Source organism: Cellulosimicrobium sp. CUA-896, assembly GCF_001942335.1.
GTDB lineage: Bacteria > Actinomycetota > Actinomycetes > Actinomycetales > Cellulomonadaceae > Cellulosimicrobium.
In genome coordinates this window covers 104,842-110,841 of record NZ_MKKH01000079.1, presented here as the reverse complement: position 1 = coordinate 110,841, position 6,000 = coordinate 104,842, and the positions used below count along the sequence as shown (strand labels likewise).

General features: G+C 74.8%; 4 protein-coding genes, 1 rRNA gene and 1 pseudogene. 1 reads left to right on the top strand and 5 read right to left on the bottom strand.

Features of this window, described 5'->3' with window-relative positions:
- From BJF88_RS17865 to BJF88_RS17855, 3 genes and pseudogenes are all read right to left on the bottom strand, one after another.
- Positions 1-108, bottom strand: a 16S ribosomal RNA gene (locus tag BJF88_RS17865); the annotation flags it as partial.
- Between the two features lie 490 nt (positions 109-598).
- A pseudogene (locus BJF88_RS24020) lies at positions 599-2,295 on the bottom strand (5-oxoprolinase/urea amidolyase family protein).
- On the bottom strand, positions 2,292-3,068 hold the full coding sequence (locus BJF88_RS17855; protein WP_075829768.1) for a LamB/YcsF family protein: 777 nt from the start codon (positions 3,066-3,068) through the stop codon (positions 2,292-2,294). Before BJF88_RS17855 ends, BJF88_RS24020 begins: the two are co-directional and overlap by 4 nt.
- A 36-nt stretch (positions 3,069-3,104) precedes the next feature.
- Here BJF88_RS17855 and BJF88_RS17850 point away from each other — a divergent pair, with 36 nt between their 5' ends.
- Positions 3,105-3,665 carry a GNAT family N-acetyltransferase gene (locus BJF88_RS17850; RefSeq protein WP_255372157.1) on the top strand — a complete coding sequence of 187 codons (561 nt, stop codon included), beginning with the start codon at positions 3,105-3,107 and terminating at the stop codon, positions 3,663-3,665.
- A 33-nt stretch (positions 3,666-3,698) separates the two neighbouring features.
- Here the strand turns inward: BJF88_RS17850 and BJF88_RS17845 are convergent, their stop codons facing one another.
- Both BJF88_RS17845 and BJF88_RS24015 read right to left on the bottom strand, forming a co-directional pair.
- Positions 3,699-4,415: a hypothetical protein gene (locus tag BJF88_RS17845; RefSeq protein ID WP_075829766.1), complete on the bottom strand. Its 717-nt coding sequence runs from the start codon at positions 4,413-4,415 to the stop codon at positions 3,699-3,701.
- A 692-nt stretch (positions 4,416-5,107) separates the two neighbouring features.
- Entirely contained in the window at positions 5,108-5,677 is a 570-nt protein-coding gene (locus BJF88_RS24015) for a hypothetical protein (RefSeq protein WP_187346255.1), read from the bottom strand.
- Positions 5,678-6,000 lie beyond the last annotated feature (323 nt).

The window sequence follows — 6,000 nt, the reverse complement described above, 5'->3', positions numbered from 1 at the left end:
ACCCGTTCGCCACTAATCCACCCAGCAAGCTGGGCTTCATCGTTCGACTTGCATGTGTTAAGCACGCCGCCAGCGTTCGTCCTGAGCCAGGATCAAACTCTCCGTAAAAGAACAACGCCCACCACCAGCACGAAGCCGGCAGCAGACAATCCATACGAAGCGAACCCAACAGGTTCACAAAACTGGCTACACGAAAAACAATCCGACGATCATTCTCCGAAATCAACCAAAGGAATCCCCAGACACGACCAACCACCACCCCCGGACGGGAGCAACCAGCCAGCCATGCCCACGAGGACAAAAAATTTGGCATTGACTAACAAGCACACTGTTGAGTTCTCAAACAACCGACACACACCAACTCAGCTGGACCAACCGGCCCAACCTCGCTTGGGGCAACTTCTCAACCCTACCCGATCCCTCACGGCTTCTCAACCCCGGTTGCTCGCGTGGTGGTCGTGCTGTGAGGTCTCCGAGCGAGAGGCTCAAGGCCTCTCGGTGGAGAAGGATTCCGGCCTCGGGACCAGCCACCGTCGCGGTGTCTGTTCCTCCCTGTCGGGCCGACCTCGAGAACATTACGCGCCCTCGCGGACGAGGGTCAAGCCGGTCGGTGGTGACCCGGCTCACCGCCCGTCGGTCCCCCGGCCCCGGCCGGGACGCCCTCCGGCCGGAGCCGTACCGCGTCCCCGGGCCTCAGCTGCGCCGCCCTGTCGACGTCGTCCTCCGGCACGACGGCGACGACCGGGTACCCGCCGGTGACCGGATGGTCGGCGAGGAACAGGACCGGTCGCCCGTCGGGCGGCACCTGGATCGCCCCGCGCACGAGCCCCTCGGAGGGCAGCTCGCCCGTCGCCCGCGGCACGGTCGGGCCGTCCAGCCGCAGCGCGACGCGGTTGCTCTCCGGGCTGACCGACCGCGGGACCGCGAGTGCGCGCCAGGACTGCGGGGTGAACCAGTCCGGGCGCGGGCCCGGGAGCGCACGCAGCACCGTCGCGTCCCGCTCCCCCGGTCGTCGAGCTCCCGCCGGGAACCGCACCGGAGTCGGGTCGTCGAGGGGCCACGGGGGCGGCGGAGGTCCCGCGCCGAGCACGTCGCCGGCGCGCAGCGGGCGAGGCCCCAGCGCGGACAGGACGTCGTGCGCGCGCGAGCCGAGCACCGGCTCGACGAGCACGCCCCCGCGCACCGCGACGTAGGTGCGCAGACCGTGCTCGGGCGCTCCGAGCCGGAGCACGGAACCTCCCGCGAGCCGCAGCGCAGCGCCCTGCCCGACGGGCACGCCGTCGACCGTCGCGGGCACGACGGCTCCCGCGAGCGCGACGACCGCCGGGCGTCGGCGCGCAGCACCAGCCCGCCGAACGTCACCTCGAGCAGAGCGGCGTCCGGGGAGTTGCCCACGACACGGTTGGCGAGCGCGGCGGAGCCCCGGTCCGCCGCACCCGACCGTCCGACACCGATCGCCGCCCACCCGGGGCGCCCCTCGTCCTCGACCAGCGTCAGCGGTCCCGGCGAGAGCACCGTGAGCGCGCGTCCGTCGCGTCCCTGCGTCTCGCCCACCCCATGCGTCCGCGCCTCGCCCACCCCGCGCGCCGCGGACCGGCCGTCGACGGCTGGTGCCGCACCCCCTCGTGCGGTGCCGCGGACCGTGCGGAAGCGCACGAGGTCACCGGGGGCGACGAGCGCGGGAGGGTCCCGGTCGACGTCGAACATCTGGCGGTCCGTACTGCCCAGGAGCCGCCATCCCCCGGGCGAGGCCGAGGGGTAGACCGCCGTGAGGTCGGCGGCGAGGGCGACCGCGCCCGCAGGCACCCGGGTGCGCGGCGTGGCCAGCCGCGGCGCCGCGATGACCGGGTCGACGCCGGTGAGGTACGCGAACCCGGGCGCGAAGCCCCCGAACGCCGCCTCGTACGTGCGCCCGGTGTGCCGCGCGACGACCTCGTCCACGCTGACGCCCGCCCACGCCGCGACGTCGGCGAGGTCCGCGCCGTCGTAGACGACGGGGATCTCGACGGGCGCACCGCGCCGGGCCGGAGCGTCGTCCGCCGGGCCCGTCGTCCTCCGGGCCCGGTCGAGCGCCGCGTCGAGCCAGGCCCGGACGGCCGCGGCCCCGTGCGACCGCGCGTACGTCACGAGCACCGTCCGGGCCGCCGGCACGACGTCGAGGACGTCGTCCGGGGCGTCGGCGACGAGCTCCCGGTGGAGCGTCCGCACGGCGTCGAGCCCCGGCAGGTCGACGAGGAACGCCGTCTCGCCGTACGGGCGGACCGCGGACGCGCCGTCGGCCAGCCCTCGCCTCATGCGGAGCGGCCCGTGCCCGCGAACGGCTGCACGCCGACCCCCAGCTCCTCGAGCGCGCGCCGGACCGCGACGAGCAGCCCCACCGCCCCGGGTGTGTCGGAGTGGACGCACACGGACGCGGCGTCGACCCGCACGCGCGTCCCGTCCACGGCGAGGACCGTCCCGCCCGTCACCAGCTCGACGACGCGCGCGGCGACCTCCTCCGCGTCGTGCAGGACGGCGCCCGGGTGCCCGCGCGGCACGAGCGCCCCGGTCGGGAGGTAGCCGCGGTCGGCGAACGCCTCGTGCACCGTGGGCAGACCGGCCTCCTCCGCGAGCCGCAGCACGACCGAGCCCGGCAGCCCGACGAGCGCGAGCCCGGGGTCGTAGTCGCGCACCGCGTCGACGACGGCGCGCGCCTGCTCCTCGTGGTGGACCACCGCGTTGTAGAGGGCGCCGTGCGGCTTGACGTAGCGCACGCGGTCACCCGCGAGCCGTGCGAAACCGTCGAGCGCGGCGACCTGGTAGACCACCTCGTCCGCGAGCTCGGCCGGGGGGACCTCGAGGAAGCGCCGGCCGAAGCCCGCCAGGTCGCGGTAGCTCACGTGAGCGCCGACGCTCACCCCGCCCGCGACCGCGTCGCGCACCACCGCACGCATCGTGCTGGCGTCGCCCGCGTGGAACCCGCAGGCCACGTTCGCGCTGGAGACCAGGCCGAGCAGCGCCTGGTCGTCGGCGAGCGTCCAGCGGCCGAAGCCCTCGCCGAGGTCCGCGTTGAGATCGATACGGGTCACTCCCCCATCATGGCGCGCAGGCGTAGATTCGCGGGCGTGACCCACCTCGACCTGTCCACGACGCGCGTGCGCGCGGCGACGTCCGACGACGCCGAGGCGCTCGCCGGGCTCGCCGCCCTGACGTTCCCGCTCGCGTGCCCGCCGGGCGCGTCGGCCGACGCGATCGCCGCGCACGTCGCCACGCAGCTCTCGCCCGACCGGTTCCGCGCCTGGGCCGCGAGCGCCGCGCACGCGCTGCTGGTGGTCGAGGAGCCCGGTCCGCCCGCGCGCCCGCTCGGGTACGCGCTGCTCGTGGTGGGCGTCCCGGACGACGCGGACGTCGCCGACGCCGTCGGGCGCGACGAGGTCGTGGAGCTGTCGAAGATCTACGTCCACCCGGACGCGCAGGGCACCGGTGTCGCCGGTGCGCTCCTGGGCGCGGCGCTCGACGCCGCCACCGTGCTCGCACCGGGCCGCACGCTCTGGCTCGGCACGAACGGGCTCAACGCGCGGGCGCAGGCCTTCTACCGCAAGCACGGGTTCGTCCTCGTGGGCGAGCGGACGTACGTCGTCGGGGGCGAGCGCCACAGCGACGTCGTCATGGTGCACAGCGCCTGAGGCACGACGGCGCACCGGGCGTGACGCGTGCGGTCAGTGGTCGTGACCGTCGCCGTCCTCGTGGGCCGGCTCCTGCTCGCCGCTGCCGTGCCCGTCAAGGCCTCCCTCGAGGGAGTCGCCGGGGCGGACCGGCAGGAAGACGTGCACGTGCCCCTGTCCGCCGGAGGTCGAGCGCAGGTCGAGCTGGATCGCGGCGAGCCCCCACGTGTCGACGGCGCGCGTGCGCAGCCCGCCCGCGAGGGCGTAGAGGTCCGGCGCGGTGCTCGCGTCCGCGGCCCGGGCGAGGTCGACGGCGTCGACCGTGTCGCCCAGCAGCTCCAGCGACGTCAGCATCCCGTTGCGGACGATGTTGTGCTCGGACGACCCGGTCGCGAGCGACTCCGTCTCCGCCACGAGCCCGTCGACGACGGTGCGCCACGCGGCGACCTCCTCCGCCGTGGGCGGCGTCGCGGTCGTGCCGTCGACCGGCAGGACGCCGTGGAGGTCGTGCAGCACGGGGACGAGCTCGGCCTGGAGGGCCTGGGCGTGCTCGATCGAGGCGGTGAGGTTCTCGGCGTCCCGCGCCTCCTCGGCGGCCTCCAGCTCGGCGACGCGAGCCGGGTCCACCGCGAGCGCGTCGTCCGCGGGGCCCTGCCCGGCGCCGCGCGTGAGCGTGACCACCAGCACGGCGACGAGGACGACGACCGCGAGCGCCGCGGCCCCGAGGAGCACCCGGCCGCGCGCGTCGAGCGCCTGCAGCCACCGGCGCACGCGGACGTGCGCCGGCGGCCGAGGCTCGGGACGGCCGGCACCGCCCCGGTCGTCAGGACGGGAGCGGGCGGACGCCGCAGGCGTCGCCCGGCCCACGGGGCGCGCCGCCGTGCCGGTGCCGGTCCTCGACCGTCCCGGGGCGCCTGTCGTGCGCCGGTCCGCCGTGCCATCTGGTGCTCCTCGTCCTGTGGTCCGGTGGGTCCGCGCCCGTCCGCGTGACGCGGACGGGCGCGGCCGCGGCGGGCACGCCGGGTGCCCGCCGCCGGCCTGCCGTCAGCCGCAGCTCACGGCGTCGTACGGCGCCTCCACGGTGGCCGTCCGGTCACCGATCGTGGCCGTGACCGTCGCGGCGCCGGCCGCGACCTCCGCGGCCCGCACGGCGAACGCGTGGTACGCGTTCGCCCCGACCGCGACGTCGGCGACCTCCTTCGAGCCGTACGCCGTGGCGAGGGTGATCGCCGCGGCCTCCTCGTCGGCGTTCGTCGCCCGGACGGCGACGTACGCCTTGCCGGCGAGGCAGCGCACGGAGACCTCGGCGTCGACCGCGACCTCGGGCTCCTCGTCGCCCGACGTCAGCCGGAACCAGTCGAACGCCACGGTGACCGGCGTCTCCTGCTCCGGGCCGATCGCCATGAGGCCGACCGACGTGAGAGGCACGTCGTTGGTCACCGGCTCGCCCAGCGACTGCCAGCTCACGCCGCCGTCGCTGACCCAGCCCTGGTACGTGTCCCCGACCTTCGCCAGGCGCAGGTACCAGTACCCGGACTCCGTGGAGTCCGCGATGTCCAGCGCACGGTTGCCACCGTTGCCGAACTGGGCGTCCTTCTCGGAGACGAGCTCCGCGCCGAGGTCCAGCGCGCGCCCGGCTCGTTCCGGGCGACGACGTCGAGCTTGACGTAGTTGTCGTCGTCGCCGTACGCGAGCAGCCCGGCGAGCTGCCAGCGGTGGGCGAGCGGCGCCTTCATGCGCGTCTCGGCCACCCAGTCGCCCTCCGGTGCCTTCTGGAGGACGAGGTTGCGCGGGTCGCCGTTGTCCGTGCCGTTGATGTCGCCCGGCTGCGTCGTCATGCGCAGCTCGCCGTCGGCGACGGCGACCTCGGACTCGTCGTACCGCGTGACGGCGTCCCAGCGGCAGCCGTCGAGGGCGTCGCCCTCGAACTCGTCGCCCGGCTCGCGCACGCCGTCGTCCGGCTCCGCGCCCGAGACGCGGACCCAGTCGACCTCCGCGACGGTGTCCCCGGTCGCGGTGTCGCCGCCGGCCATGACGCCGAACGTCGCACCGTCCTTCACCGGGGCGGCCCCGTCGAGGTCGGTCCACGTCTCGCCGTCGGCCGAGTAGGCCGCCGTGATCTGCTCGCCGTCCGAGACGAGGCGCAGGTGGATCGTCGTCGGGAAGTCCTCGGCGACGTCCTCCTGCCCGTGCCACGTCCGGGTCCCGCCGGTCTCGGTCTGGAACTCGAGGAAGCGGGCACCGTTCTGGTTCTTCGTGACGCGAGCTTGGTGTACTCGTCGTCGTCCACGTGGACGAGGAGACCGGCGTGCTGCCAGTGCCGCGTGAGCGGCACGTCGAGCTTCGTCTCGAGCGT